20 protein-coding genes are annotated in these 25,101 nt (G+C 71.0%); 13 read left to right on the top strand and 7 right to left on the bottom strand.

The features are described from left to right. Positions 1–16: 16 nt before the first annotated feature. The 4 genes from ACGFY9_RS41965 to ACGFY9_RS41950 all read right to left on the bottom strand — a co-directional run bounded on the left by ACGFY9_RS41965 (position 17) and on the right by ACGFY9_RS41950 (position 1,919). Entirely contained in the window at positions 17–286 is a 270-nt protein-coding gene (locus ACGFY9_RS41965; protein ID WP_393763343.1) for a hypothetical protein, read from the bottom strand. Between the two features lie 191 nt (positions 287–477). Next, a complete protein-coding gene (locus ACGFY9_RS41960) occupies positions 478–705 on the bottom strand; it encodes a DUF3107 domain-containing protein (protein WP_019072095.1) in 228 nt (75 codons plus the stop codon). A 134-nt stretch (positions 706–839) separates the two neighbouring features. Beyond that, positions 840–1,484, bottom strand: a complete 645-nt coding sequence (locus tag ACGFY9_RS41955) for a TetR/AcrR family transcriptional regulator (RefSeq protein WP_393763342.1) — start codon at positions 1,482–1,484, stop codon at positions 840–842. Positions 1,485–1,733: 249 nt separating this feature from the next. Beyond that, positions 1,734–1,919 carry a hypothetical protein gene (locus ACGFY9_RS41950; RefSeq protein WP_393763340.1) on the bottom strand — a complete coding sequence of 62 codons (186 nt, stop codon included), beginning with the start codon at positions 1,917–1,919 and terminating at the stop codon, positions 1,734–1,736. 206 nt (positions 1,920–2,125) lie between these two features. Between ACGFY9_RS41950 and ACGFY9_RS41945 the strand changes: the two genes are divergently transcribed. The 12 genes from ACGFY9_RS41945 to moeZ all read left to right on the top strand — a co-directional run bounded on the left by ACGFY9_RS41945 (position 2,126) and on the right by moeZ (position 18,175). Continuing rightward, positions 2,126–3,340 carry an alpha/beta fold hydrolase gene (locus ACGFY9_RS41945; RefSeq protein ID WP_393763338.1) on the top strand — a complete coding sequence of 405 codons (1,215 nt, stop codon included), beginning with the start codon at positions 2,126–2,128 and terminating at the stop codon, positions 3,338–3,340. A 1,377-nt stretch (positions 3,341–4,717) separates the two neighbouring features. Then, positions 4,718–5,809: a DUF3152 domain-containing protein gene (locus ACGFY9_RS41940; RefSeq protein WP_393763336.1), complete on the top strand. Its 1,092-nt coding sequence runs from the start codon at positions 4,718–4,720 to the stop codon at positions 5,807–5,809. 56 nt (positions 5,810–5,865) lie between these two features. After that, a complete protein-coding gene (locus tag ACGFY9_RS41935) occupies positions 5,866–5,958 on the top strand; it encodes an Ms4533A family Cys-rich leader peptide (protein WP_366433810.1) in 93 nt (30 codons plus the stop codon). Between the two features lie 203 nt (positions 5,959–6,161). Further along, a complete protein-coding gene (locus ACGFY9_RS41930) occupies positions 6,162–7,880 on the top strand; it encodes an ABC transporter substrate-binding protein (protein ID WP_393763334.1) in 1,719 nt (572 codons plus the stop codon). 4 nt (positions 7,881–7,884) lie between these two features. Next, positions 7,885–8,991: an ABC transporter permease gene (locus tag ACGFY9_RS41925; RefSeq protein ID WP_393763332.1), complete on the top strand. Its 1,107-nt coding sequence runs from the start codon at positions 7,885–7,887 to the stop codon at positions 8,989–8,991. Continuing rightward, positions 8,988–9,986 carry an ABC transporter permease gene (locus ACGFY9_RS41920; RefSeq protein ID WP_393763330.1) on the top strand — a complete coding sequence of 333 codons (999 nt, stop codon included), beginning with the start codon at positions 8,988–8,990 and terminating at the stop codon, positions 9,984–9,986. The genes ACGFY9_RS41925 and ACGFY9_RS41920 overlap by 4 nt, the downstream gene beginning before the upstream one ends. After that, positions 9,983–11,677 carry a dipeptide ABC transporter ATP-binding protein gene (locus tag ACGFY9_RS41915; protein WP_393763328.1) on the top strand — a complete coding sequence of 565 codons (1,695 nt, stop codon included), beginning with the start codon at positions 9,983–9,985 and terminating at the stop codon, positions 11,675–11,677. Before ACGFY9_RS41920 ends, ACGFY9_RS41915 begins: the two co-directional genes overlap by 4 nt. 212 nt (positions 11,678–11,889) lie before the next feature. Beyond that, complete coding sequence (locus ACGFY9_RS41910) at positions 11,890–13,623, top strand: DUF3492 domain-containing protein (protein WP_393763327.1); 1,734 nt, start codon at positions 11,890–11,892, stop codon at positions 13,621–13,623. After that, on the top strand, positions 13,620–15,092 hold the full coding sequence (locus tag ACGFY9_RS41905; protein WP_393763325.1) for a hypothetical protein: 1,473 nt from the start codon (positions 13,620–13,622) through the stop codon (positions 15,090–15,092). Before ACGFY9_RS41910 ends, ACGFY9_RS41905 begins: the two co-directional genes overlap by 4 nt. A 144-nt stretch (positions 15,093–15,236) precedes the next feature. Then, complete coding sequence (locus tag ACGFY9_RS41900; protein WP_033282020.1) at positions 15,237–16,196, top strand: NAD(P)-dependent oxidoreductase; 960 nt, start codon at positions 15,237–15,239, stop codon at positions 16,194–16,196. Continuing rightward, a complete protein-coding gene (locus ACGFY9_RS41895) occupies positions 16,184–16,933 on the top strand; it encodes a spherulation-specific family 4 protein (protein WP_393763322.1) in 750 nt (249 codons plus the stop codon). The genes ACGFY9_RS41900 and ACGFY9_RS41895 overlap by 13 nt, the downstream gene beginning before the upstream one ends. Before the next feature lie 63 nt (positions 16,934–16,996). Then, positions 16,997–18,175, top strand: coding sequence for an adenylyltransferase/sulfurtransferase MoeZ (gene moeZ, locus ACGFY9_RS41890; protein ID WP_384162523.1), 1,179 nt, complete (start codon positions 16,997–16,999; stop codon positions 18,173–18,175). Between the two features lie 80 nt (positions 18,176–18,255). Here moeZ and ACGFY9_RS41885 read toward each other — a convergent pair whose 3' ends face one another. The 3 genes from ACGFY9_RS41885 to ACGFY9_RS41875 all read right to left on the bottom strand — a co-directional run bounded on the left by ACGFY9_RS41885 (position 18,256) and on the right by ACGFY9_RS41875 (position 24,345). Continuing rightward, positions 18,256–19,812 (bottom strand): alpha/beta hydrolase, encoded by a 1,557-nt coding sequence (locus tag ACGFY9_RS41885; protein WP_393763318.1) that lies wholly within the window; start codon positions 19,810–19,812, stop codon positions 18,256–18,258. Between the two features lie 137 nt (positions 19,813–19,949). Next, entirely contained in the window at positions 19,950–21,494 is a 1,545-nt protein-coding gene (locus tag ACGFY9_RS41880; protein WP_393763316.1) for an alpha/beta hydrolase, read from the bottom strand. An 85-nt stretch (positions 21,495–21,579) separates the two neighbouring features. Further along, positions 21,580–24,345: a lysylphosphatidylglycerol synthase domain-containing protein gene (locus tag ACGFY9_RS41875; RefSeq protein WP_393763314.1), complete on the bottom strand. Its 2,766-nt coding sequence runs from the start codon at positions 24,343–24,345 to the stop codon at positions 21,580–21,582. Between the two features lie 186 nt (positions 24,346–24,531). Between ACGFY9_RS41875 and ACGFY9_RS41870 the strand changes: the two genes are divergently transcribed. After that, on the top strand, positions 24,532–24,918 hold the full coding sequence (locus ACGFY9_RS41870; protein WP_393763312.1) for an MGMT family protein: 387 nt from the start codon (positions 24,532–24,534) through the stop codon (positions 24,916–24,918). Positions 24,919–25,101 lie beyond the last annotated feature (183 nt).

Here is a 25,101-nt window from a genome sequence, read left to right as displayed (position 1 = left end):
CTACGGGGGAGGACGGCTAGGCGGGGGCGGACCGCCCCCGGAGCCGTCGTGAGGGCCGAAGGAGCAGCGAGAGCGAGGCCGCCGAGACGACCGCCGCGCCGAGCAGGCTCGCCAGGCCGCTGCCGGGGCCCAGCGCGCTGTGGGTGACGAAGTCACCGAAAAGGGCTCCGGCGACGCCCGTGCAGAACACCAGGGGGCGGGTCGGCAGACGGTGTGCGAGCCGGTGCGTGGCGGCCCACGCGAGCAGCAGGCCGAGCACAGCGGAGCCGAGCGCTTCCAGGATCATCACGGGGGTCCCTCCCACGGCCGGCGTGCGTTGTGCGGTCGTAGCCGGTCATACCCGTGACCTGCGGAATGCAATCCTCCCCTGTGGGTGACTTGTGCTCCATCTGTGGTGAAAACGCAGACGAGAACAGCGGCGGAAACGCGAGGGGCCCGGTGACCTCCACGGTCACCGGGCCCCTCGTCCGTTCGCGACTACAGCGCGCCGAAGCCCACCTTGCGCGGGGCCGCCTCGCCGAGCTCGACATAGGCGAGCCGGTCGGCGGGGACGAGGACCTTGCGGCCGTGCTCGTCCACGAGGCTCAGCAGCGGAGCCTTCCCGGTCAGCGCCTCGGCCACGGCCTGCTCGACCTCCTCGGCGCTCTGACCGGTCTCCAGAACGATCTCGCGAGGCGTGTGCAGCACGCCGATCTTGACCTCCACGGCTATGTCCCTCCGACGGTCAGCAAAGTGCGCGATCTTCCGCGCCGTACGCAGCACACATTAGCCCGGCGAGGGGACGTAGATGTTCCGCGCCGGAACGCCAAGAGCGAACAGCCCATGGGAACAAACGGCCGTCAGTGGTGCTGTTCGCTCCCGTGCAGCGGGAAACCGGCGATGCCGCGCCATGCCAGCGAGGCCAGCAGCTGGACCGCCTGGTCGCGCGGGACGCTGCGGTCGCTGTGCAGCCAGGAGCGGGCGACGACCTGGGCGAGACCGCCCAGACCCGAGGCGAGCAGCATCGACTCGGCCCGGGAGAGGCCGGTGTCCTCGGCGATGACGTCGCAGATCGCCTCGGCGCATTCGTTCGTCACCTTGTCGACGCGCTCGCGCACGGCGGGCTCGTTCGTCAGGTCCGACTCGAAGACCAGCCGGAAGGCGCCGCCGTCGTCCTCGACGTAGGCGAAGTACGCGTCCATGGTCGCCCGGACGCGCTGCTTGTTGTCCGACGTCGACGCGAGCGCGGTGCGCACCGCGTGGATCAGCGACTCGCAGTGCTGGTCGAGGAGGGCGAGGTAGAGGTCGAGCTTGCCCGGGAAGTGCTGGTAGAGCACCGGCTTGCTGACGCCGGCGCGCTCTGCGATGTCGTCCATCGCGGCCGCGTGGTAGCCCTGCGCGACGAAGACCTCCTGGGCGGCGCCCAGCAGCTGGTTCCGTCGGGCACGGCGCGGCAGGCGGGTGCCCCGCGGGCGCGCCGCCTCTGTCTGCTCGATGGCTGTCACGCCGCCTCCCAAATGTCGTCCTCATGCGGTGAGCGCCGCGCCGCCATCGTACTTTTCGGTAACCGTGGTGTGCGCGGTGCGAGCGCAGAATTTCACGTACCGGACGATGGTGAAAGCCGCGCGAATGCCCCTAGAAGGGGATGTAGAGGTCGCGGGCAGTCGGAGGTAAGTGGCTTCTTCTTACTGAAGGGGCTCGATCCGTCTTCTTACTGAAGGGGCTCGATCCGTCTGCTCAGGGGCTCGGCCGTGTCACCGATAGTCGTCTTCGTCGAGGGGGACGACGCGGGCCTGTTCGACGACGTCGGCCTCGTTGGCCTTGGCCGGGTCGACGTCGGCCGGCTGTTCGTCGGTGGGGTCGTCCTCGGGGGCTTCGGCATCGAACGGGGTGTCGCTCTCGTCCTCGAACGTCTCGGGATCGCTGGGATCGACGGTCATGGCGGGCTCCCTTCCTGGTACGTCGTGCGCTTTACGGTCGTCCGTCGTGCGCTTGTCGATACGGGTGCCCTGTTTACGAGCCTAGGAGACACCGGGCAGGGGTGCCAGGTGCCATGGCGGACGCCGTAGGGCTGTCGTGGGGCTCGCACAGGGCTTGTGACGGCGAACACACGAGCCACTGCGTGATCGTCTCGTAACATTGCCGCATGTCTTCGACAGAGCTGCCTTCCGTGTCGGCCGCCAGTGTGCTCCCCAAGGTGGCGCCCGTCAGGGTCGGTGAGGGGGAGCGGCTCAGGTCGGTCGGGTTGCCGGGGATCACCCTGACGGTGCGGTCGAGAGCGGCGGTGCGCGAAGGGCTGCCGCCCGCGCTGTTCGTCCACGGGCTGGGCGGTTCCTCGCAGAACTGGTCGCAGCTCATGGCCGAGCTCGACGGCCTGGCCGACAGCGAGGCCCTCGACCTGCCGGGCTTCGGCGACTCCCCGCCACCGGACGACGGCGACTACTCCGTCACGGGGCACGCGCGCGCGGTCATCCGTTACCTCGACGCGGCCGGGCGCGGCCCGGTGCACCTCTTCGGCAACTCGCTGGGCGGCGCGATCACGACCCGCGTGGCCGCGGTGCGCCCGGACCTCGTCCATACGCTCACGCTGATCTCGCCGGCCCTGCCGGAGATCCGCATCCAGCGCTCGGCGGTGCCGACGGCCCTGCTGGGCCTGCCGGGGGTCGCGTCCCTGTTCACCCGCATCAGCAGGGACTGGACGGCCGAGCAGCGCGTCCGCGGCGTCCTCGGCCTCTGCTACGGCGATCCCGGCAACGTGACACCGGAGGCGTTCCGCTACGCGGTCGAGGAGCTGGAGCGGCGACTCCAACTCCCGTACTTCTGGGACGCGATGGCCCGCTCCTCGCGCGGCATCGTCAACGCGTACACCCTGGGCGGCCAACACGGCCTCTGGCGCCAGGCCGAACGCGTCCTCGCCCCCACCCTCCTCGTCTACGGCGGCCGCGACCAACTGGTCGGCTACCGCATGGCCCAGCGCGCGGCCCGCGCCTTCCGCGACTCCCGCCTGCTGTCCCTGCCGGACGCGGGGCACGTCGCGATGATGGAGTACCCGGAGACGGTGGCGGTGGCGTTCCGTGAATTTCTCGCGGATGCGGGGGAGTTGGGAGAGTTCGGCGAGGTGGGGGAGTCGGCGGGAGCCGGTGCCGACAGCGCTGCGGACACCGGTGCCGTGCGGGGACGTCGCGCTGTTGAGGCGGATGGTTTCGGCCGAGGTGGGGGAGGCGGTGCGCGGGGGTCCCGGGGCGGCGGTTCGGTGAGTACGGTGAGTGATGCCGGCGGTGCGGGAGCGGGAGCGGGCGCGGGGTCCGGATCCGGTGCCGGGGGCGATGGCAGGGCCGACGATACGAACGCGGGGAGCTGAGGGGGCGACGTGGGACGCCATAGTCGCCGTAGGTCCCCTGCGAAGGGTGACTCCGCGGACGTAGGCATAGGAGCGGGGAAGGGCGGAACGGGCGCGCAGGGCGCGTCTGGGGACGCTCAGGGGACGCCGGGGACGCCACCGGGGACTCGGGAGTCTCAGCGGGGGCAGGGAAGCCGGCCTGGTTCTCCTGGTTCTGGGCCCGGGGTTGTACCTGGCCAGCAGCAGTCTTCGGCGGGCGGAAATCCGGGGTACGGCGCGACGAGCCTCCCGGACGGGACACCGGCCCGGGGGATCCCGGGTCCGGGGATGACCGACGGCACGCCTGCGCGGGGAGTTCCACGGGGGCAGGGGGTGCCGCCTGCTCAATCTGCTCAAAGGGGGCCGCGTCCCCAGGACAGGACTTCGGCTCACGGCGTGCCGGGTTTTCCGGGTGGGACTCCGGCTCATGGGGTGCCGCGCTTCCAAGGGGCGCAGTCTTCGGAGGGCGAGCCGCGTTTCGCGGACGGGACTCCCGCTCACGGGGTGCCGCGCTATCAGGGGCAGCCGCCCGCTCAAGGTGGACCGCGTCCCCCGGAGGGGACACCCGGTCACGGCGTGCCGCGTTTCCAAGGGCCGCCGTCCGAGCAGGGTGGGCCGCGTTTCGCGGACGGGACGCCTGCTCACGGGGTGCCGCGTTATCAGGGGCAGTCGTCGGCTCAAGGTGGGTCGCGTCCGCCGGAGGGGACACCCGCTCACGGCGTGCCGCGTTTCCAGGGCCAGCCGTCGGCTCAAGGTGGGTCGCGCCCCCCGGAGGGGACACCCGCTCACGGAGTACCGCGTTACCAGGGGCAGCCGCCCGCGCAAGGTGGGCCGCGTCTTCCTGATGGGACCCCGGCTCACGGGTCGCTGCGTTTCTTCGGCGGTGGTCCTGAGGCCGGCGGGCCGCGTCTTCCTGATGGCACTCCCGCGCGCGGGGTTCCGCGTTTGCCGGACGGCTGGTCGGCGCAGGGTGCGCCGCGTTCCGCCGACGGCACTCCGGGGCACGGTGTTCCCCGGCTTCCGGACGGCACGCCGGCTCATGGGTTTCCGAGGCTGGCGGATGGCACACCGGCTCGCGGTGTTCCGCGGGCGCCGGACGGCACCCCCGTGCAGGGCACTCCCCGTTGTGCCGACGGCACTCCGGCCCACGGTTTTCCGAGGCTGCCCGATGGCACTCCCGCGCGTGGTGTCCCCCGTGTGTCCGACGGCGCTCCACGCGCGCGTGCCGGTCATCCCGAGCAGCCTGAATCCGGGGGTGCCTGGGGTGAGTTGAAGGGGCGGAGCGGTGTGGGACCCGGCGGGCCGCGCGGGCCGCTCGGTGCTTCGCAAGCTCCGCCCGGCGCACCCGGTGCCCCCGGCATGCCCCACACCCCCCTCGCCGGTACGCCCTCCGGTTCGGGCCCGGGGCTGCCCATCCCGCGGCAGCGCCAGGCCCCTCAAGCCGGTCCCCGGCGAGGCGGGCAGGCCGGTCGTAGTCCCCGGCAGGACTACGTCGACGCCTTCGAAGCGGACGCCGACGACGACGTGTTCGCGCCCCGTACCGGCGTCGCGACGCACCCCTCCGACCCGTACGGCTCCGTCACCACCTGGACCCCCGAGAGCGACGCCGACGAGCCCCCTGCCGACCTCGACTCCGCGCCCGGGGCCGCCAAGGGCCGTAAGGGACGGACGTACACCGGTATCGCGGCCGCCGCCGTCACCACCGTGCTGGCCGTCATCGTGGCCGGGCAGGTCGCCAAGGACGGTGACGGCGACGGTGCGCGGTCGCAGGCGGCGACCGATCGGGCCCGGGATGCCAGAGAGACGGCCTCGCCGCAGGCGAGCCCCTCCAGTTCGCCGCGCCTGGTGACCTTGACGTACGCCCAGAAGATGGCCGAGAAGTACCCGCTCAGCGCCAAGCTCAAGGGGCCGGACAAGTTCGACGCCGTGCCCGGGGTCGACAGGGCGCCCGGCAAGGGGCGCAAGTACACGTACCGCGTGGATGTCGAGCAGGGGCTCGGGCTGGACGGGACGCTCTTCGCGCAGGCCGTGCAGAAGACGCTGAACGACAAGCGGAGTTGGGCCCACAACGGCGCCCGTACCTTCGAGCGCATCTACTCCGGCAAACCGGACTTCGTGATCACCCTCGCGAGCCCTGGTACCACCGCCACGTGGTGTGCCAAGTCCGGGCTCGACACCACCGAGGACAATGTGTCGTGCGACTCGGCGGCCACCGAGCGCGTGATGATCAATGCGTATCGATGGGCGCAGGGGTCGTCAACATATGGGGACAAGATGTACGCGTATCGACAGATGTTGATCAACCATGAAGTCGGTCATCGTCTCGGCTACGGGCACGTCACCTGCGACAAGGACGGCGAGTTGGCGCCCGTCATGCAGCAGCAGACCAAGTTCCTCGATCACGACGGGATCCACTGCCTGGCGAACCCCTGGCCGTACCCGGGCAGTTGACGGGCGACGCTTATGTCACATTGACACGAGCCGCAACTTCCACCATATTTTTGGGCATGTGGTCTAGTCATGTTCCGAACCGCGCCGGCATCGAGCTGGCGCTCATCGGCGTGACCCCGCTCTGCGTGGCCGACATTCTCTGTCGCTGAACACCGCCTCTGGCGTTTGTGTCGCGACCCGCACCACCATGCCCTTGCCGTACGACCTTGGCAGGGTTTTTTCGACGACCTGACGCCGGGGCAGACGGCTGTTCACTCCCGTCTCACTCCTCGTCCATCCGTCTCACCATTCGAGAGTTCTCCGGGAAATCCCCGCGAGATCCTCGGAAGTCACCCGAGAGGTCGTCATTCCGATGCGTCAACCGTCCGTCATAGCCCGGCGCGTGGCCGTGGCATCCGTCAGCCTGGCCGTGGCAGCGGGCGCCGCCGCCTGCGGGCCGAAGGACAACGATGCCAAGGGCTCCAGTGGCGACTCCACGCCCCACAAGGGCGGCACGCTCACGGTCCTGAACTCGCAGCCCCAGGAGGACTTCGACCCGGCCCGCCTGTACACCTCCGGCGGCGGCAACGTCCCCTCCCTCGTCTTCCGTACGCTCACCACCCGCAACCGTGAGAACGGCTCGGCCGGTGCCAAGGTCGTCCCGGACCTCGCCACCGACACCGGGCGCCCGAACAAGGACGCGACCGTGTGGACGTACACCCTGAAGAAGGGCCTCAAGTACGAGGACGGTACGGCGATCACCTCGGCCGACATCAAGTACGGCATCGAGCGCTCCTTCGCCCCCGAACTCTCCGGCGGCGCGCCCTACTTGCGGGACTGGCTGGTCGGCGCGGCCGACTACCAGGGGCCGTACAAGGACAAGAAGGGGCTCAGCGCGATCGAGACTCCTGACAGCCGAACCATCGTGTTCCATCTGAACAAGCCCGAGGGCGAGTTCCCGTACCTCGCCACGCAGACGCAGTTCACGCCCGTCCCGAAGGGCAAGGACACGGGGACGAAGTACGAGGAGCACCCGGTCTCGTCCGGGCCGTACAAGGTCGTCAGCAACCAGAACGACGGTGAGACGATCGTCCTGGAGCGCAACACGTACTGGTCCACGGCCACGGATGCCGAGCGCAAGGCCTACCCGGACAAGATCGACGTGAAGTCCGGGCTCGACTCGTCCGTGATCAACCAGCGGTTGTCCGCGTCCCAGGGTGCGGACGCCGCGGCTGTCACGACGGACACCAACCTCGGGCCCGCCGAGCTCGCCAAGGTGACGGGCGACAAGGAGCTCGCTGCGCGCGTCGGTACCGGGCACTTCGGTTACACGAACTACATCGCGTTCAACCCCAAGGTCGCCCCGTTCAACAACGCCAAGGTGCGGCAGGCGATCTCGTACGCCATCGACCGGTCGTCGGTGGTGAACGCGGCGGGCGGTTCGTCGCTGGCCGAGGCCGCGACCACCTTCCTGCCGAACCAGAAGTCCTTCGGGTACGACCCCTACGACCTCTTCCCGGCGGGCGCGTCCGGCAACGCGGCGAAGGCCAAGGAGCTGCTGAAGGAGGCCGGTTACCCGAAGGGGATCACCGTCACGCTGACGCACTCCAACGACAAGGACTTCGAGACCAGCCCCGAGATCGCGACCGCGATCCAGGACGCGCTCAAGAAGGCCGGCATCACCGTCAAGCTCCAAGGCCTGGAGATCAACGACTACAAGGACAAGATCCACAGCGTCAAGACCGAGCCGGGCTTCTTCCTCGCCCACTGGGGTGCCGACTGGCCCTCCGGCGGTCCCTTCCTCGCCCCGATCTTCGACGGCCGCCAGATCGTCAAGGACGGCGCGAACTTCAACACCGGCATGCTCAATGACAAGTCGGTCAATGACGAGATTGACGCGATCAACAAGTTGACGAATCTTGACGACGCCGCCAAGCGGTGGGGTGCGCTGGACAAGAAGATCGGCGAGCAGGCCCTGACCGTGCCGCTGTTCCACCCCGTCTACAAGCGACTGGTCGGCAAGGACATCAAGAACGTCGTGATCAGCGACTGGACCGGCGTCCTGGACATCTCCCAGGTCGCGGTCAAGTAACCCCATGAGCGAGGCACTTGTCGCCTCCCAGACCGCCGGGACGGATCTCTCCGTCCCGGCGGTCTCGGGGGCCCGTCAGTTCTGGCGGCGGCTGCGTGTGCAGCGCGCCGCCCTCGTCGCGGCGGTCGTCGTCGCCCTGCTCGTCCTGGTCGCGCTCGCCGCGCCGCTGCTCACCGCCATCGAGGGCCAGGACCCCTTCACCTACCACCCCTCACTCATCGACTCCGCGCGCGGAGGTGTGCCGACCGGCTCCTTCGGGGGCATCACCGGCGACCACTGGCTCGGCGTCGAACCGCAGACCGGCCGCGACCTGTTCGCCCGGCTCGCCTACGGCGCCCGCGTCTCCCTCGGCGTCGCCCTGGGGGCGACCGTCGTGCAGGTCTTCATCGGAGTCGTGATCGGTGTCGCCGCCGGGCTCGGCAACCGATGGGTTGATCAAGTGTTGAGCCGGATCACCGACATCATCGTGGCGATGCCGTTGATGATCATGTCGTTGGCGCTGCTCGCGATCGTGCCCAACAGCTTCCCGAGGCCCCTGCTGGTCGCGGGAGTCATCGGGCTGATCGCCTGGGGCAACGTCGCGAAGATCGTGCGCGCCCAGACGCTCACCCTCAAGGAACTCGACTACGTCGCGGCCGCCCGGCTCAGCGGCTGGGGCACCTGGCGCATCGCCCGGCGCGAGCTGCTGCCCGGCCTGGCAGCGCCCGTCATCACGTACTCCGCGCTGCTCTTCCCGATGAACATCAGCGCCGAGGCAGCGCTGTCCTTCCTCGGTGTCGGGGTGAAGCCGCCGACGCCCTCCTGGGGACAGATGCTCACCGCCGCCGACGTCTGGTACCAGGCCGCCCCGCAGTACCTGCTGCTGCCCGCCGGCGCCCTCTTCGTCACCGTGCTCTCCCTGACCGTCCTCGGCGACGGCGTCCGCACGGCCCTCGACCCGCGCGCGGCCTCCCGCCTGCGCGTCGGCACGGGCCGCAAGCGCGAGGCGAAGGCCGACGCGAGCGGCAAGAAGGTCGCGGTGGACCCCGGTTCCGGCCGGTCAACAGTTGATCCGAGCATCAACACGATCAAGTCGGCCGACGCCAACGGCGGGAAGGAGGACCCGGCATGAGCGGCTTCGGAGGCTTCGTCCTGCGCCGGGCCATCGGCACCGTGATCACCCTGTTCGCCATCTCGGTGATCGTCTACGTGGTCTTCTTCGTCACCCCCGGGAACGTCGCCCAGATCACCTGCGGCCCGCGCTGCTCCCCGGAGCAAGTGCACCAGGTGGCGCAGCAGTTGAGGCTCGACGACCCGCTGTACCTCCGCTACTGGCACTTCCTCCAGGGCATCCTCGTCGGCCAGGACTACTCCACGGGCACCTCCGTGGAGCACTGCTCGGCGCCCTGCCTCGGGCAGTCGTACCAGGGCGACCAGCAGGTCACCCAGCTGATCCTGGCGAAGCTGCCGGTCAGCCTGTCGCTCGTGTTCGGCGCGATGGTGCTGTGGCTGATCCTCGGCGTCGGCACGGGCATCCTGTCGGCGTGGCGGCGCGGCCGGTTCACCGAGCGACTGCTGACCGGCATCACCCTCGCGGGCGTCGCCACCCCGGTGTTCGTGATCGGCCTGGTGCTGATGATCGTCGTCTGCGGGCAGCTGCAACTGCTGCCCTTCCCGCAGTACGTCGGCCTCACCGACGACCCCGAACAGTGGGCCTGGAACCTGCTGTTGCCCTGGCTCTCCCTCGCCCTCATCGAGGCCGCCACGTTCGCCCGGCTCACCAGGGCGTCGATGCTGGAGACGCTCGCCGAGGACCACATCCGCACCTTCCGCGCGTACGGCGTCGGTGAACGGTCGATCATCGGGCGGCACGCGCTGCGCGGGGCGTTCGCGCCGATCATCGCGCTCAACGCCAACAACGTCGGCTCGGCGGTCGGCGGCGCGGTGCTCACCGAGACGCTGTTCGGGCTGCCCGGCATCGGACAGGAACTCGTCCACGCCGTCAATGTCGTCGACCTGCCGGTGGTCGTCGGCATGGTCCTGGTCATCGGCTTCTTCGTGGTCATCGCCAACGCCGTCGCGGACGTGCTGTACGCGGTGGCCGACCGACGGGTGGTGCTCGCATGAGTTCGCTGGACGGTTCGACGGACGCCTCGGCGGACGTCTTGGTGGAAGTGACCGGCCTGACGGTCGGGTTCGGCTCTCTGCGGGCCGTGGACGGCCTCTCCTTCCGGCTGGAGAAGGGCGCCGCGCTGGGCCTGGTCGGCGAGTCCGGCTCGGGCAAGTCCACCGTCGCCTCGGCCCTGCTGGGGCTGCACCGCGGCACGGGGGCCGACGTCGGCGGCTCGGTACGGGTGGCCGGCATCGACGTACAGGAGGCGTCCGACGCGGACCTGCGCCGGCTGCGTGGCGGTAAGGCCGCGATGGTCTTCCAGGACCCGTTGTCGTCCCTGGACCCGTACTACGCGATCGGCGACCAGATAGCCGAGGTCTACCGCGTGCACACGCGCGTGTCGCGTCGGGCCGCACGCGCGCGTGCCGTCGACGTACTGGACCGGGTCGGCATTCCGGACGCGGTACGGCGGTCCCGTTCGCGCCCGCACGAGTTCAGCGGCGGCATGCGGCAACGCGCCCTGATCGCCATGGCGTTGGCGTGCGAGCCCGACCTCCTGATCGCCGACGAGCCCACGACCGCGCTCGACGTGACCGTCCAGGCGCAGATCCTGGACCTGCTGCACACGTTGCGCGAGGAGACCGGCCTGGGGCTGCTGCTCGTCACGCACGACGTGGGTGTCGCCGCCGAGAGCGTCGACGAGATCCTGGTCATGCGGCACGGGCGGGCCGTCGAACACGGGCCGGTGGGCACCGTCCTCGGGGCACCGACCGAGGCGTACACCCGCGACCTGCTCGGCGCGGTCCCGCGCGTGGACGCGCCGCGCACCCTCTCGGCGGCGTCCACGGCGCCTGCGGACGTCGTCCTGGAGGCGACGGGCCTACGGCGTGAATTCGGGCGCGGGAAGCGGGCGTTCGCGGCCGTGGACGACGTGTCGCTGACGATCCACCGGGGCGAGACCCTCGGCATCGTGGGCGAGAGCGGCAGCGGCAAGACGACGCTGGGCCGGATGCTGGTCGGGCTCCTGAAGCCGACGGCCGGCGAGATCAAGCCCGGCGGAGGCGTCCGCCCCGACGTGCAGATGGTCTTCCAGGACCCCGTCTCCTCCCTCAACCCCCGCCGCAGCGTGGGCGAGTCGATCGCCGACCCGCTCCGCGCGCGTGGAGAACGCGACGAGGAGAGCATCCGGGGGCGCGTACGCGAACTCCTGGAGCGCGTGGGGCTGGAAGGGGCGCATTACGACCGCTACCCGCACGAGTTCAGCGGCGGCCAGCGCCAGCGCGTGGGCATCGCACGGGCGCTCGCGGCCGACCCGCGCGTGATCGTGTGCGACGAGCCGGTCTCCGCGCTCGACGTCACCACACAGGCCCAGGTCGTCGCCCTGCTCGGCGAACTCCAGCGCGAACTCGGCCTCGCGCTCGTGTTCGTCGCCCACGACCTCGCCGTCGTCCGCCAGGTCAGCGACCGGGTCGCGGTGATGCGCCGCGGGAGGATCGTTGAACAAGGCCCGGCCGACGAGGTCTACGACGCACCCCAGGACCCGTACACGAAGCAGCTCCTGGCCGCCGTACCGGCCCTCGATCCCCAGGTCGCGGCCCAGCGCAGGGCGGTCCGAAGGGAGTTGGCGACGACGAGACGGTGCCGTCCCTACGACGGGACTGTGCCGTCCCCACGACGGGACGAACTCGTCGCTACGGCACCGTAGCGACGGCGCGACAGCGGTCTGACGTTTCGTGCGCGATTGATCTCTTAGCGCGACGGAACGCGACCTGCACGGGAAAGTTACGCCCGTTCACCCCTTTTGGTGGCGCGATGGACAACCGTCCGTCGCGCCACCGCCTTGTCCGCATACGTTCGTCCCGCTGCGAGCCGCCGGGTCAACGGCGGCTCCCCATATGGGAGATCGGGGGTGTACCCGTGCGCATAGGACTGCTTACGGAGGGTGGCTATCCGTATGTGAGCGGTGACGCCAGACTCTGGTGCGACCGGCTCGTACGCGGGCTCGGGCAGCACGAGTTCGACATCTACGCGCTCAGCCGCAGCGAGCGCCAGGAGGACGAGGGCTGGCTCGAACTGCCGCCCCAGGTCAGCCGGGTGCGCACCGCGCCGCTGTGGACCGCCGAGGACGACGGGGTGACCCTCGGGCGCCGCGCACGTCGGCGGTTCGCCGAGTGCTACGAGGAGCTGGCGGCCGTGCTGTGCGAGGGGGACGGCCAGGCCTCCTCGGGGGTGGCGGAAGGGGTGCCGGGTGAGCCGGGGGCGCCCTCCGCCGATGTGGCGGACCGTTTCGCCAACGCGCTGTACGGGCTTGCGGAACTCGCCCGCGACGAGGGCGGACTCGTGGCCGCGCTGCGCTCCGAGAGCGCCGTACGTGCGCTGGAACGCGCCTGTCGTGCGCCCGGCGCACTCCGTGGGGCACGTGAGGCGCGCGTACCCGAACTCCTCACCGTCGCCGCGCAGTTGGAACGCGCCCTGCGCCCCCTCTCGCTCGACTGGTACGAGGACGACGCCCTCGGCTCCGTGGACCTCTGCCACGCGACCGCCGGTGGCACCGCGGCCCTGCCCGGACTGCTCGCCCGGCACTTCGCAGGCGTCCCACTGCTCGTGACCGAGTACGGCGTACAACTGCGGACGCACTACCTGGCCTCCGCCGACGCGCCGCCCGCCGTACGGGCCCTGCTCGCCGCCTTCCACGGCAGGCTGGCCGCCGAGATCTACCGGCGGGCCACGCTCATCACCCCTGGCAACAGCCACACCCGCCGCTGGCAGGAACGCTGTGGCGCCGACCGTACGAAGCTCCGCACGGTCCACCCCGGCATGGAGGCGACCCGCTTCGCGGAGGTCGGCGAGGCGCCCGACGGCGCGGACCCGGACACGCTGGTGTGGGTCGGCCGTGTCGAACCCGCGAAGGACCTGATCTCCCTGCTCCACGCCTTCGCGGAGATCCGCAAGGACGAGCCCAAGGCGCGCCTGCGGATCGTCGGCGCGCCGTCCGGTGCCGAAGGTGAGGCCTACCTGGGCCACTGCCGGGCGCTGGCCGCACAGCTCTTCCCCGACGAGGCGGAGGGCGTGCACGCGGTCGGCGACAACCCGGTGTCCTTCGATGAGATCGGCGGCCCGGAGGCCCCCACGCTCGCCGAGGCGTACGCGGCCGGCACGGTGATCGTTCTCTCCAGCGTCGTCGAGGGCTTCCCGCTCAGCCTCGTCGAGGCCATGTTCTGCGGCCGGGCGACCGTGTCCACGGATGTCGGCGCGGTGGTCGAGGCCATCGGCGGTACGGGGCTCGTCGTGCCCCCGCGTAATCCGCGGGCGCTCGCGGAGGCGTGCGTGAGCCTGTTGCGCGACCCCGAGCGCCGTGAGCGCCTGGGCGCCGCCGCCCGCGCCCGAGCGCTCGAACTGTTCACCGTCGAGCAGAACATCGCGGCATTTCACGGCATTTACCTGGAGATCGTCTCGCACTCCCCGGTACGCCGCGTCGTCCTCAACGAGTCGGGAGACCCCCTCCCCTTCGCGGCCCCCGCCGAGTCCCACGTCCCCGGCCGCTGGACCGGCCCGATGGCCCGCGTCGTGGCCCGCGGCGGCCCCGCCTGGGCGACCGGAGCGCCGGTTGGCGCCACAACTCCCTTGCCGGCCACGGAGGCAGCCCGATGAGCGGCCTCGGCGAACTCGACCGCCCCGGGACGCCCGGCAGCGCGGAGGCGTGGGACGCGCGGTCGGAAGAGTGGCTCGGGGAGAACGGGGAGCCGGGGGCGGAAGGAGAGGCGCAGGGAGAAGTGCAGGGCGAGGGAGAAGTGCCGGGCGAGCCGTCGGCCGCTGGCCAGGACACCGGTGACGTCCGTGTCGCCGTAGACCGTGACGAAGCCTTGCTGGTCGCCGGCCCCAACAGCTACGACACCGCCCCGATCACCGCCGCCCCCGCTCCACGTGCCGCCCGTCCCGCAAGCGACGCCGAGCAGCCACACCGTCGTACGGCGCCCGAAGCGGCCTCCCGCGCGACCGACCGCAAACCGGCCCCAGCCCGCCGTGGCGCCGCCGACCCGGTCAAGGCGCTGATGCACCGTCACCGCGAACTGTGCGAACGAGCCGTCGACCCGCTGGAGATCGCCGCAGGGCTGGAGGCACACGGCGTCACCGATCGGACCGCCGCCCGCTTCCGGCACCGGGACGTGTTCTCGCTCGCCGAGGAGATGTACGCACGCGTGCCCCGCGACGACGCGGCCGCCCCGCCTTCCGATGCCGTGACCGGACAAGCGCCCCGCGCCGGCTGGGCCGTACTCGCCCTCCTGCCCGGAGTCCTCTGCGCCGCGGCCGTCACCGGAGTGCGGCTCACGGACGGCCGGCTGCGGCTGGCGGTGGCCGTCGGCGGTGTTCTCGCCGTGGCGCTCGGTGTGCGCTTGGCCCTCGGCCGCGGCCCGTTGAGCAACCCGCCCGGCACGCACGCGTGGCGCACGCCCCCCGGCACGCGCCTGTGGACGTACTGGCTGCTGGCCTACGCCCTCCTCGGCGACGGCCTGCTCCGCGCTGCGGACGACGGCGGGCCCGACGGCCTGCCGACCGGCATCGCGGGCGGAGCCTGGTCCACGGCCACCGCACCGGTCCTGGCCCTCACCCTGGCCTGCGCCCCCGCCGCCTGGTGCGCCCACCACTTCGCCGTGCGCGCCCGGCGAAAGCTCGCGACCAGTCGCGGACTTGAGGACTTCGCCGACTCGGTTCGGCCGCTGCTGCTCGGCACGTTCGCCCTGTTCCTGTGCGCACTGACCGCCCTCCTCGCCCTCTGTGGCGCGGCCCTGGGCGAGCCCGCCGCGTATGCCCCAGCCATCACCCTGGGTGCCCTGTTGCTGCTCGCCCGCCTCCTCACCGTCCACGGCTTCACCCGTGCCCCGACCCTCGCGCTCGGCGCGGCGGCCGCGACGGAGGCGACGGCCCTGGCCACGGACCTCATCGGCCGGCTCCCCGGCTGCGGTTTCCTGGCCACCCCCGTCGAAACCGTCCTGGCCTCCTGCGGCCAGGGCGGCATCCCCGCCCTGGCCTGCGGAGCAGCCGCCCTGGCCCTCCTGTTCCACACCATCCGCACCTTGACCAGAGCCTCCGCGCACGCGCCGGCGAACGAGCCGCGGTGACGCCGCCGATGACCCGCACCAACCAGACGCGTCACCCAGCCGCAGGCGCCCGGCCCCACCGCCGGAGGCAACCGCATCACCTTGTGAAGGAGAACACCAGATGATCACCTCCCGATCCGGAGAGTCGGCCCCGGGAGCCGTCCGATGAGGGTCCTGCTGATCGGAGCCAACGGCTACCTCGGCCGCTTCGTCGCCGACCGCCTGCTCGCCGACCCGGCCGTCCAGCTCACCGCGCTCGGCCGCGGCGACGACGCCGACGTCCGCTTCGACCTCGCGACCGGCAGCCCCGGAGCGCTCACCCGCTTCCTGGACGCCGTCCACCCCGGAGTCGTCATCAACTGCGCCGGGGCCACCCGGGGCGGCGCCCGCGAGCTCACCCGGCACAACACCGTCGCCGTCGCCACCGTCTGCGAGGCCCTGCGCCGCAGCGGCTGCGGAGCCCGGCTCGTGCAGATCGGCTGCGGCGCCGAGTACGGCCCCAGCCAGCCCGGTTCCTCCACGGCCGAGGACGCCGTACCCCGCCCCGGCGGCCCGTACGGCGTCAGCAAACTCGCCGCCACCGAACTGGTCCTGGGCTCCGGCCTCGACGCCGTGGTGCTGCGCGTCTTCTCGCCCGCGGGACCCGGCACCCCCGCCGGTTCCCCGCTGGGTCGGCTCGCCGAGGCCATGCGCCGGGCCATGCAGTCCGGCGACGGCGAACTCAAGCTCGGCGGCCTGGGCGCGCAACGCGACTTCGTCGACGTACGGGACGTGGCCCGCGCCGTCCACGCCGCCTCGCTCTCCGCCGCGCAGGGCGTCATCAACATCGGCTCGGGCCGCGCGGTCCGGCTGCGCGACGCCGCCGCCGTCCTCGCCCGCGTGGCCGGATACGGCGGCGCCCTGCACGAACTCGACGGCCCGCCCGGCCCGTTGAGGGCGGCCATCGGGCACCCCCGCACCGACCCCGACCACGCGGCCCCGGTCGCGTACCCGTACCCGGACGGCTGCGGGAGCTGGCAGCAGGCCGATGTGCGCACCGCGCGCGACCGGCTCGGCTGGCGGCCCCGGATCAACCTCGAAGAGTCCCTCGCCGACATCTGGATGGAGGCGGCATGCCGCATCTGACCAGCACGACCCCGGGCACCGCGAGCACCGGCGTCCGCACCGGCTTCGGCATCCCCGGCTACGCGCACCCCCTGGTCGCGCCGACCGAATGGGGCGAGCTCGCTCGCCCCGGCACCCCCTTGCACTGGGTCGTCCTCAACGTCTCCTCCGGCCCGGGGGCCCGCCCCGACCCGCACTGCCTGGAGGCGGCCGGGCGGCTCCGCAACACCGGCGTCCGCGTCCTCGGCCACCTGGACGCCGCCCACGGCGCCCGCACCTTCGGCGACCTGATCTCCGAGGCACACCGCTACCGCGACTGGTACCAGGTCGACGGCTTTCTCCTGGACCGCTGTCCCACCGACCGGGCAGCGCTCCCCGAGGCCCGCCGCACGGTCGGCGCGCTCCGAGAGATTCGTGACGGCGCCCACATCGTCCTGGGGCACGGCACCCACCCGCACCCCGGATACGCCGAGTGCGCCGACCAGTTGGTGACCTTCTCCGGCCCGTGGAGCGACTACCGCTGGTCGCAGGTCGCCGAGTGGACCGCCGACTACCCGCCCGAGCGCTTCTGCCACTTCGTGCACGGCGTCCCGCGCGGCCATCTCGACGAGGCGCTGCGGATCGCCCGCTGGCAGGGCGCCTCGACGATCTACTTCACCGACCGCACCGATCACGGCGGCCGCACCGACCCCTGGGAGACCATGCCCGGCTACTGGGACGAGATCGTCTCGCGGATCGGAACGGGTGTCTCGGAATGAAGAAGGGCATGGCAGTGTTACGGGGAGAACAACTGTAGTGATTGACCGACCAACGGAGTCCCCGTGTCGCTGCCACCCCTGGTCGAGCCGGCTGCCGAGCTCACCGTAGACGAGGTCCGCAGGTACTCCCGCCACCTGATCATCCCCGATGTGGGCATGGACGGGCAGAAGCGGCTGAAGAACGCCAAGGTGCTCTGTGTGGGCGCCGGCGGTCTGGGCTCGCCGGCGCTGATGTACCTGGCCGCGGCGGGCGTGGGCACGCTCGGCATCGTGGAGTTCGACGAGGTCGACGAGTCGAACCTGCAGCGCCAGATCATCCACAGCCAGGCCGACATCGGCCGCTCCAAGGCCGAGTCCGCGCGCGACTCCGTGCTGGGCATCAACCCGTACGTGAACGTGATCCTCCACGAAGAGCGGCTTGAGGCCGAGAACGTGATGGACATCTTCAGCCAGTACGACCTGATCGTCGACGGCACGGACAACTTCGCGACCCGCTACCTGGTCAACGACGCCGCGGTGCTGCTGAACAAGCCGTACGTGTGGGGTTCGATCTACCGCTTCGACGGCCAGGCCTCCGTCTTCTGGTCCGAGCACGGCCCGTGCTACCGCTGCCTCTACCCGGAGCCCCCGCCCCCCGGCATGGTCCCCTCCTGCGCCGAGGGCGGCGTCCTGGGCGTGCTGTGCGCGTCCATCGGCTCCATCCAGGTCACCGAGGCGATCAAGGTCCTCACCGGCATCGGCGACCCGCTCGTCGGCCGCCTGATGATCTACGACGCCCTGGAGATGCAGTACCGCCAGGTCAAGGTCCGCAAGGACCCCAACTGCGCGGTCTGCGGCCCGAACGCGACCGTCACCGAGCTCATCGACTACGAGGCCTTCTGCGGCGTCGTCTCCGAGGAGGCCCAGCAGGCGGCCGCCGGCTCGACGATCACTCCCAAGCAGCTCAAGGAGTGGATCGACGACGGTGAGAACATCGAGATCATCGACGTCCGCGAGATCAACGAGTACGAGATCGTCTCGATCCCCGGCGCCAAGCTGATCCCCAAGAACGAGTTCCTCATGGGCACCGCCCTGGAGACGCTCCCGCAGGACAAGAAGATCGTCCTGCACTGCAAGACGGGTGTCCGCAGTGCGGAGGTCCTCGCCGTCCTCAAGTCGGCCGGCTTCGCGGACGCGGTCCACGTCGGCGGCGGCGTGATCGGCTGGGTCAACCAGATCGAGCCCGACAAGCCCGTCTACTAGACGCACGCTTTCCCGGGAGGGGCTCGGCACCATCGGTGCCGGGCCCCTTTCCGCTGCCCCCGTCGCCCCGACCGCCCCGGCTACGAGGCGCAGACCTTCCCGTCCTTGGGCACCGTCCCCTTCAGCAGATACGCGTCCACCGTCGAGTCGACACAGTCGCTCCCGCTCCCGTAGGCCCCGTGTCCCTCGCCCTTCCAGGTGAGCTCCACACCGACGCCCTTGCCCAGCTCGTCGACCATCTTGCGGGCACCCTCGTACGGCGTCGCCGGGTCCCCGGTGTTGCCGACCACCAGGACCGGCGCCGCACCGGGCGCGCTGACCTCGGGGGTGTCGTACTGCCCGGCCACCGGCCAGTCGTGACACCACCCGGCCGTGTCCCAGCCCAGGAAGTCGCCGAACACGGGGGAGATCTTCTCGAACTCGGGCAGCAGCTTCTGCGTCTGCGCAGGCGTCGGCCGCTGCTTGTCGTCCAAGCACGATATGACCCGTTGGGAATGCGTCGTCGTGCCGTAGTGCCCCGCGCTGTCACGGTCGTTGTAGCCGTCGGCGAGTGCCAGCAGCTCCGAACCGTCGCCCTCCTCCGCGGAGTTCAGGGCGCTGGTCAGCGTGGGCCAGCTCTCCTTGCTGTAGAGCGGGAGGACGATGCCGGTCAGCGCCAGTGTCTCGGTCAGCTTCCGCCCGGTCGAGGTCGCCAGCGGCTTGGCGTCCATGCGCTTCAGCAGGGCCGCGATCCTCTTCGAGCCCTGAGCCGGGTCCTGGTCCGTCGACTTGAGGTAGTCGTCCAGCGCGCGCTGGAAACCCCGGGTCTGGTTCAGCGCGTGGCCCACCGAGTCGGCGCTCGGGTCGACGACCGCGTCCAGGATCAGCCGCCCCACGTTCTTGGGGAACAAGTGGGCGTAGACGCCGCCGAGTTCGGTGCCGTACGAGATGCCGAAGTAGTGCATCTTCGTGTCACCCAGCACCTGGCGCATCAGGTCCATGTCGCGGGCCGTGTCGGTCGTCGACACATGCGCCATCAGCTTCCCGGCGGCCTTCTCGCAGCCCTTGCCGAAGTCGGTGGCGTCCTGGAAGTACGCCGTCTCCTCGGCCGGTGTGTCCGGCGTGGCGTCGATGTCCTCGGAGGCCTGGATCGCCTTGTCGCCGCGGCAGCGGACGCCCTCGCTGGCGCCGACCCCGCGCGGGTCCCAGCTCACCAGGTCGTAACGCTCGTGCAGCGCGGACACCGTGGTGGCGTACGCCGGCATGTAGTCCACGCCCGAGCCGCCGGGGCCGCCGAAGTTGAACAGCAGCGAGCCGATGCGGTCGCCGCCCGTCGACTTGGAGCGGATCAGCGCGAGCCCGATCGTCGAGCCGTCCGGCTTCGCCCAGTCCAGCGGCACCTTGAGCGTCGCGCACTGCCAGTCGCTGCTCGGCGCGGCCGAGTCGGCGGTGGCCTTGCAGCGCCCCCAGCCGAGCTTCTGTCCGGTCAGCGACGCGGGCAGCGCAGCCGTCGTGGAAGAGGACGAGCCGACTGCGGACGGCTTGGCGTCCCCCGCGCCCGCGCCGTCCTTGCCGTCGTCGGACGAGCCGGTGCTACAGCCGGCCGTCAGCAGTGCGGCGGCGGCCATCAGGGCCGTCCACCGTACGAATCGCGCCATGTGCATTCCCCCCTCGCAGGCCGTCCGCGTCACGCAGCGGATGGCGGTCAGGCCATAGTAGGCGGCGCGAGCCGAGCCCGTGACGACCTGTGGATAACCTTTTGACCTGCGCTTTTTCCCGGATTTCAGGAGTGGGTTCAGGAGCAGACGGTGCCGGCCGCCGGGACTTTCCCGTTCAGCAGATAGCCGTTCACCGCGCTCTGCACGCACTTGTTCTTGCTGTCGTACGCCCCGTGCCCCTGGCCCTTGTACGTCAGCTCGACCGCGACGCCCTTGCCCAGCGCGTCCACCATCTTCCGCGCGCCCTCGTACGGCGTGGCCGGGTCACCGGTGTTGCCCACGACGAGGATCGGCGCCGACCCGGCCGCGCTCACATCGGGATGGTCGGCGGCGCCCGGCACGGCCCAGTCGGTGCAGCCGACCATGCCCCAGGCGAGGAAGTCGCCGAAGAGGGGAGAGGCGGAGCGGAACTCGGGCAGCTTCTGCTCCACGTAGTCGGCGGTGTATCTCGGCTTGTCGTCGGCGCAGTTGACGGCGACGTTCGCCGCGGTGATGTTGCTGTACTCGCCGTTCTCGCTGCGCCCGTTCATGGAGTCGGACAACGCCATGAGGACCTTGCCGTCACCGCTGTATGCCTGTTCGAGGCCCTCGGTGAGGTACTCCCAGAAGTCCTTCGAGTACAGCGCCTGAGCGATGCCGTTCGTGGCGGCGGTCTGGGTCAACTGACGGGGGAAAATGCCCGGGATCGGCTTGGTGTCGAGGTCCTTGAGTAGCTTGGCGATGCGGTCCTTGACGTCCTGCGCGGTGTCGCCGATCGGGCAGTCCGTGGTCTTGGACGTGCAGTCGTCGGCGAAGTTGTCGAGCGCGAGCTGGAAGCCCTTGGCCTGTCCCAGGGAGCCCTGTTCGGAGTTCTGGGTGGGGTCGACGACCGCATCGAAGACGGCACGCCCCACGTGCTTGGGGAACAAGTGGGCGTAGACGCCACCGAGTTCGGTGCCGTAGGAGATGCCGAAGTAGTGCAGCTTGTCGTCGCCGAGGACCTGACGCATCAGGTCCATGTCGCGGGCCGCGTCGGTGGTGCGCACCTGGGGGAGCATCTTCTTGGAGTGCTTCTCGCAGGCCGCGTTGAACTGCTTGGTGTTGGCCAGGAGCTTGGTGCGCTCGGCCGTGGTGTCCGGGGTCGCGTCCTGCTGGAAGTACTGGTCGAGCTGGGAGTCGCTCTCGCACTCGACGCCGGCGCTGCGGCCCACCCCGCGCGGGTCGAAGCTCACCAGGTCGTAGCGGGTGCGCAGGGTCGCGTAGTCCTCGCCGAACGCGGGCAGCGTGGTGACGCCCGAGCCGCCCGGGCCGCCGAAGTTGAAGACGAGCGAGCCGATCCGCTTGCTCTTGTCCCCGCTGGCTTTCGCCCGCACCAGGGCGAGTCCGATCGTGTCGCCCTTGGGCTTGCTCCAGTCGAGCGGCGCCTTCATGGTGGCGCACTGCCACTTGGTGCCGTTCGGCAGCGGCGACGGCGCGGCGCCGCCGCCCTCGGCCTCGGACGGGGCCGGACAGTCCTTCCAGCTCAGCTTCTGGGCCGTCGGATCCTCGTCCTTGGAGTCGCCGCCGCAGCCCGCCAGCGTGGCGGACAGCAGGACGACGGTGGCGGTCAGGGCAGCGGCACGCAGCCGGGAGGGGTTCGGCATGACCCCATCCTGGGGTCGTACACGGCGCTGCGCTCGGGGCGCGGGCCGTACGAGGTACGCACGCGTGCGTGTCCGTGTGGGTGCTCTACAGGGAGCCCTTGCGGGACAGGTGGTTGAAGAACAGCCAGCCCGGCAGCACCGGGATCCACAGCGTCAGCAGCCGGTACAGGAGCACCGCCGGAGCGGCGACCTCCTTGGGGAGGCCCACGGCGATCAGACCGAGCGTCAGGCTCGCCTCGACCGCGCCCACACCGCCCGGGGTCGGGGCCGCGGAACCGAGCGCGTTGCCCGCGAGGAAGACGACCGCGACGCTGGCCAGGCTGAGCGACGTCGAGTCGTCGCCGAACGCCCGGATCGACGCGTCCAGGCACATCACGAAGCAAGCCGTCAGCAGCAGCATGCCGCCGATGCCGGTGACCAGCTTCTGCGGCCGCTGCAGCACGTCGAGCATGCGCGGGATGACGCCCGCGAAAAGCGACCGCACGCGCGTGACGAGGAACTTCCGCAGGAACGGCACCGAGGTCACCACGAGCACGAGCACCGCCACCGTCAGCAGACCGGCGATGACCGTCCGGGACGGCGACAGCGACGGCGTCTTCTCGGTGCCGGTCAGGTAGCCGAACGACAGCAGCATCAGGATGTGGCAGCCCAGGCCGAACAGTTGCGACGCGCCGACACTCGCCACCGCGAGCCCGGGCCGCACCCCGGCACGCTGCAGGAAGCGCGTGTTGAGGGCGACACCGCCGACCGCGGCCGGGGCCACGATCTTCACGAACGACCCGGCGACCTGCGCCGCCACGGCCCGCAGGAACGGCACCCGCTCCGGCACGAACCCCAGGAGGGCCATCGCCGCCGCGAAGTAGCTCAGCGCCGAGAACAGCACGGCCGCGGCCACCCAGCCCCACTGGGCGTTGGCGACGAGCGGACCGAACTCGATGTGCGTGAGCTGCGTCAGCAAGAAGTACGCGCCGATCGCGCCCGCGATGAAACTGATCAGCGTGCGCGGCCGCACCCGCTCCAGACGGGCCGGTTCGACGTGCGCCTGCGGTCTGATCAGCAGCACCTGATGACGGATCTGGGTGAGCAGATCCTCCTCGCGCGCCTCGTCCAACGCCTCGTCGATGGCCCGCTTCTCGGCCCGCTGCTCCGCGCGCACGGCCTTCTTGTCGGGCTTTTCGAGTACGGGAGTGGAGCTCTCCGAGGCATCCTCCGCGCGGGCCAGCCTGGTCTGCTGGGACGCCTCCAGGATCGCGTCGCGCTCCCGCTGAGCGCGTTCCCGGGACAGGCGTCGCAGCGTCGCGCGCGTGGAGCGCGACAACGCGATCGGCTGGAGCATCGGCAGACAGTCGGCCACGGCGTCGGGACCGAGGACACCGACCGCCGAGGCAACCGCGCGCTCGGCGCCCACCCGCAGACCGATCGTCGTCACCAACTGGGCGACGTCCATGCGCAGCAGCAGCTCACCGGCCGCGATCTCACCGCCGCGCAGATCCGTGAGGATCACCGTGCCGGAACGATCCACCAGAATCGCGTCACCGGCGAGTCTGCGGTGGGCGATGCGCCGCGACTGCAGCGCCTGCACCTGGTGCCAGGTCAGGCGCAGCAGATCGTCCGTGATCTCCTCGTCCGCGAGCGAGTCGAGCGTGCGCCCGCCGGTGTGCTCGTAGACGAGCATCACGGCGTCGGGGCCGAGCTCCGAGGTCGCGATCAGCTTCGGGGCGTTGGCCCCGGCTGCGATCGCCGCGTACGCCAGCAGGGCCTCCTGCTCCAGCGCCTGGCGCAGCGACTGGAGGCTGCTGCGGGTCGCGAAGCCGCGCAGCGTCAGATTGCGCCACGCCCGGTAGAAGAACCCCTGGGCCTGCTGTTCGCGGTCGACCACGGTGACGTCCAGCGGCGGACCGTCCTCCAGGGTCACGAAGTAGCGCCGGCCGCGGTCGCCGTTCTCCGTGTCGACGACCTCCTCGCGGGCCGCGCCCACGGGGTGGAAGCCGACCGTCCGCAGGCCCGCCATCAGCGTCCGGCCAGTGGGCCGGACGTTCGGCGAACCCACTGCGTACAGCGTCCCGTAGGCCACGGTCCAGCCGATCAGCACCGTCAGGATGATCGAGAACGGTGTCGTGTACCCGGTGACCAGCATCGAGAAGGCGTCGAGCAGCAGCACGATCCACAGCACGGAGCGCCAGCGCGGCCTCCGGGACATGCCTACGGCCGTCATGTACGCGATGACGGGCGCCAGATAGCCGTGCACCGGGTCGGTGAGGGCGTGGATGTCGCCGGGGGAGGGCTGGGTGAGCGCCTCCTGGATGGAGCCCGGGGCGGCCTTCGCGACCCACAGGTCCGTGGCGAGTGTCACTCCGTGGGCGAGGACCGCCGCGAGGACGCCGTCGGCGATGCGCAGCCCGTCCCGCTTGATCAGCCGCTCGATCGCAAAGGCGACCGGTACCAGCAGGATGGCGATGCTGGACGCCAGCCCCGCGATCTTGATCAGCAGGTCGGGCGCCTGCCCGGTGCCCTTGTTGATGTCCTGTTCGAGCCCCGAGGTCGTGCCGTGCGCGAACGCGGCGATCGCGAGCAGTACGACGATCGCGAGAAAGCCCACCAGGAGGCGCATGAGATCGGAAGGGCGGTGCACGCGCGCGGGGAGCAGCGGTTCGTCGCCCTCGACCTCCTCGACGTGCGGGTCGTCGCCGCAGTCGTCGAGACCGGCCACAGGGCCAGGCGCGGGGCCGGGCGCGGGCGTCTCGGCTGACCCCTCCGTGGGGTCCTGCTCGCGGGCGTCGGCGGTGTCCGGGCGCGACGCAGCGTCAGAGGTGCCCTCCGCGTCTTCGGGGTGCACACCCTGCTGCTTCATCGTCTCTTCTTGATCTCGTATCACCGGTCACCGCCCGCACGATGGTGGCATGCCCCACCGACACACGGGGGCATCAGGGTGCAAATGCGGGGGCGCACAGTCTGCCCCACGCGCCGCTCCGGGGCGAGGGATACGCAGAGTCGCCAGCGCGTCGCATTGTCGGTGGGGTGCGGCAGGATGGGTCGGATGAGCGAGGAGAGCCTTCCGGACGACACCGGCCCCGAGCACGGCGACGCGCTGCCCGAGTACGCGGAGCGCGTCCTCGACGTGGCCGAACGAATTCCGCCCGGGCGCGTCATGACGTACGGGGACGTCGCCGAATGGCTGGAGGAGGGCGGCCCGCGCCAGGTCGGCCGTGTGATGGCCCTCTACGGGGGAGCCGTTCCGTGGTGGCGGGTAATCCGCGCGGACGGCGTGCTGCTCCCTGGCCACGAGCTGCGGGCGCTCGACAACTACCGGGCGGAGGGCACTCCTCTGAAGGAGGCGAGCAGATCCGCCGAGGGGCACCTGCCACGCGTCGACATGAAACGGGCGCGATGGGACGGCGGCGAGCGCGCGGACGGTCACACCTGACAGCTTCCGCCATCGGACGCGCCCCGGGGCGGCCTGTGGCCCGTACGGGGGAAACCCGGCACGTCCGTGGCATGCCGTACGTTCGAGGGGCGAGGGACGCGAGGGGAGCGCGAGCCGTGAGGGAACGCGCGGAAGTCCTGCTTCCCGGTGACCCGTCGGCGTAGCGTCGGCTGCACCTGTCCC

It is taken from the genome of Streptomyces sp. NPDC048504, assembly GCF_043200035.1.
In the GTDB taxonomy this organism is placed as follows: Bacteria; Actinomycetota; Actinomycetes; order Streptomycetales; family Streptomycetaceae; genus Streptomyces.
This window is presented reverse-complemented; position numbering and strand designations above follow the sequence as displayed.

Coding starts and splice junctions, on each gene's coding strand:
- ACGFY9_RS41885 (WP_393763318.1), bottom strand. CDS start 19,812: ATGGCGCGATTCGTACGGTGGACGGCCCTGATGGCCGCCGCCGCACTG.
- ACGFY9_RS41915 (WP_393763328.1), top strand. CDS start 9,983: ATGAGTTCGCTGGACGGTTCGACGGACGCCTCGGCGGACGTCTTGGTG.
- ACGFY9_RS41940 (WP_393763336.1), top strand. CDS start 4,718: ATGCCCCACACCCCCCTCGCCGGTACGCCCTCCGGTTCGGGCCCGGGG.
- ACGFY9_RS41950 (WP_393763340.1), bottom strand. CDS start 1,919: ATGACCGTCGATCCCAGCGATCCCGAGACGTTCGAGGACGAGAGCGAC.
- ACGFY9_RS41920 (WP_393763330.1), top strand. CDS start 8,988: ATGAGCGGCTTCGGAGGCTTCGTCCTGCGCCGGGCCATCGGCACCGTG.
- ACGFY9_RS41945 (WP_393763338.1), top strand. CDS start 2,126: ATGTCTTCGACAGAGCTGCCTTCCGTGTCGGCCGCCAGTGTGCTCCCC.
- ACGFY9_RS41965 (WP_393763343.1), bottom strand. CDS start 286: ATGATCCTGGAAGCGCTCGGCTCCGCTGTGCTCGGCCTGCTGCTCGCG.
- ACGFY9_RS41905 (WP_393763325.1), top strand. CDS start 13,620: ATGAGCGGCCTCGGCGAACTCGACCGCCCCGGGACGCCCGGCAGCGCG.
- ACGFY9_RS41900 (WP_033282020.1), top strand. CDS start 15,237: ATGAGGGTCCTGCTGATCGGAGCCAACGGCTACCTCGGCCGCTTCGTC.
- ACGFY9_RS41925 (WP_393763332.1), top strand. CDS start 7,885: ATGAGCGAGGCACTTGTCGCCTCCCAGACCGCCGGGACGGATCTCTCC.
- ACGFY9_RS41880 (WP_393763316.1), bottom strand. CDS start 21,494: ATGCCGAACCCCTCCCGGCTGCGTGCCGCTGCCCTGACCGCCACCGTC.
- ACGFY9_RS41935 (WP_366433810.1), top strand. CDS start 5,866: ATGTGGTCTAGTCATGTTCCGAACCGCGCCGGCATCGAGCTGGCGCTC.
- ACGFY9_RS41930 (WP_393763334.1), top strand. CDS start 6,162: ATGCGTCAACCGTCCGTCATAGCCCGGCGCGTGGCCGTGGCATCCGTC.
- ACGFY9_RS41875 (WP_393763314.1), bottom strand. CDS start 24,345: ATGAAGCAGCAGGGTGTGCACCCCGAAGACGCGGAGGGCACCTCTGAC.
- ACGFY9_RS41895 (WP_393763322.1), top strand. CDS start 16,184: ATGCCGCATCTGACCAGCACGACCCCGGGCACCGCGAGCACCGGCGTC.
- ACGFY9_RS41870 (WP_393763312.1), top strand. CDS start 24,532: ATGAGCGAGGAGAGCCTTCCGGACGACACCGGCCCCGAGCACGGCGAC.